Annotated in this window: 1 protein-coding gene and 2 pseudogenes; 2 read left to right on the forward strand and 1 reads right to left on the reverse strand. The window is 38.5% G+C overall.

Features of this window, described 5'->3' with window-relative positions:
* A pseudogene (locus H6G97_RS50910) lies at positions 1–242 on the forward strand (hypothetical protein); the annotation flags it as partial.
* A gap of 30 nt (positions 243–272) precedes the next feature.
* On the opposite strand, the pseudogene H6G97_RS50915 reads toward H6G97_RS50910, so the two are convergent.
* Positions 273–668: pseudogene (locus tag H6G97_RS50915) on the reverse strand (sigma-70 factor domain-containing protein); the annotation flags it as partial.
* 347 nt (positions 669–1,015) lie between these two features.
* Between H6G97_RS50915 and H6G97_RS50920 the strand changes: the two are divergent.
* Positions 1,016–1,462 carry a hypothetical protein gene (locus H6G97_RS50920; protein WP_190947755.1) on the forward strand — a complete coding sequence of 149 codons (447 nt, stop codon included), beginning with the start codon at positions 1,016–1,018 and terminating at the stop codon, positions 1,460–1,462.
* Positions 1,463–1,700: the final 238 nt, after the last annotated feature.

Below are 1,700 nucleotides of genomic sequence, written 5' to 3' on the forward strand. Positions count from 1 at the left end.
AGTTGGCTGCTAGAACTATGGTACAGCGACGCAAGATTAGTTATGCCACCCAAACAGAACTTGGTACCAAAGCATGGGATATTTTCATGTCCCTGGTTGCCACTACTCGTAAGTTAGGTATTAGCTTTTTTGAGTATATGCATGACCGGATTTTGCAACTCGGTGATATTCCCTGTTTGGGTAACATTATTCGAGAGAAGTCTTCTTCTAACCCATTTGGTTGGTCGTGGCTACCTGAATAAATCTCTACCCCGAAATTTTGAGCCGATACGTTTGTAACCTTGATTTGGGTCAAATTTTTCAACACCACGGTATAAACCGAGTGTACCTTCCTGGATCAGACCAAGAAATTCTAAGTTTCGGTTCTGGTACTTTTTAGCGATCGCCACCACCAAGCGTAGGTTAGCAGTCACCATTTTCTGCTTTGCTCGTTCGCCTTGATGAAGAATTGACTCCACTTCAGCTTCGCTTTGCCCAAGCGAGGTAGCTAATTCTCTTGCAGTTGGTTGTCGGTTTAGTTGAAGTGCGAGGCTTGAACGCTGTTCTTCAATCGCCATCATCTGCTGTACAAGCCTAGCATTTGTAATCTCTTGCTCAGGAGTTAGCAGAGGGTAGCGTCCGATTTCTTTGAGGTAGGAGCGAACTAAGTCGGTAGTTGGATTAGGCATACAAATACTTTTTTCGTTTGAGTAAAATGTTTTATTCCAAGAATTAGCTAATAAATCAAATTTTAATCATAGACTTAAATCAATATTTATGTTTTTCAAATATATTTATAGGTATAATACTTGAAATCTTCAAATAGGTAAATACTAGAATCTGCTTTATTTTATAAATAAGTTTTAAGATAATGAAAAATTTGGTTAGATTAAATCAGAGAGACGCTACGCTAATTTTAGATTGAAGTCCTCTCTTCAAGAGAGGATATGTTCAAATCCGCTTCATATTTGAACAAGCTCAAAAACGCTTTGCGTAAACTAATTGAAAATTACAAATACTTAGTTGAGGAATAATCATGGATATGCAATCTCTACTTACCCTGGCAATAGTAGCCATCTTTTGGGCATTCGTTACTCTCGTTATATTCCAGTTCATTAACGGACTATTTGTATCGGCTGCTTATGCTAGTAATGTGGTTTCGGTTGGCAATCTAAATATAGCGGCTTCTACAATCCCATCAATATCAAAAGTAATCACACCACAAGCGATGACTTTTGAAAAACTGCCAGATCCTTGGGCATTAGATGATGAAGTTGTTCATCGCACAAGTAATGAAGCAGTTATTCTCTCATTCCCTACATTGAGATTACTGCCTTCAGTTAAAGAAATTTCACCACAATCAAAACGTGCTACTCGTTCAAATAAAGCTAACAATGCTGCCAACAAGTCATCGAAAACTAAAAAGGCTGATGTAAATTCTTCAGGCAAGCGCAAGCCAGGCAGACCGCGTAAAGCTGGCTAATTCGCTTTTTACCCCTCGGCTAATCACCGAAGAATAAATGTCTGAAAGTCTAAAATCTCAAATGAGAAACCATTTATAAAGAAAATCTCAGGACTTACGCAACTGGAACAAATAGCGAGCGGGGCGTAGCCCTACCACACGACAATTTAAATCAAACCAAGCACATAGGAATACTTGGGCGTTTTAGTTGCTGAATTAAATAATTAGAAAGCAAATTATGCTTGATTTGATAAGCAGT

It is taken from the genome of Nostoc flagelliforme FACHB-838, assembly GCF_014698065.1.
Taxonomy (GTDB): domain Bacteria; phylum Cyanobacteriota; class Cyanobacteriia; order Cyanobacteriales; family Nostocaceae; genus Nostoc; species Nostoc flagelliforme_B.

Excerpts from the sequence above, each read along its gene's own strand:
- H6G97_RS50920 (WP_190947755.1), top strand. The coding sequence starts at position 1,016 with ATGGATATGCAATCTCTACTTACCCTGGCAATAGTAGCCATCTTTTGG.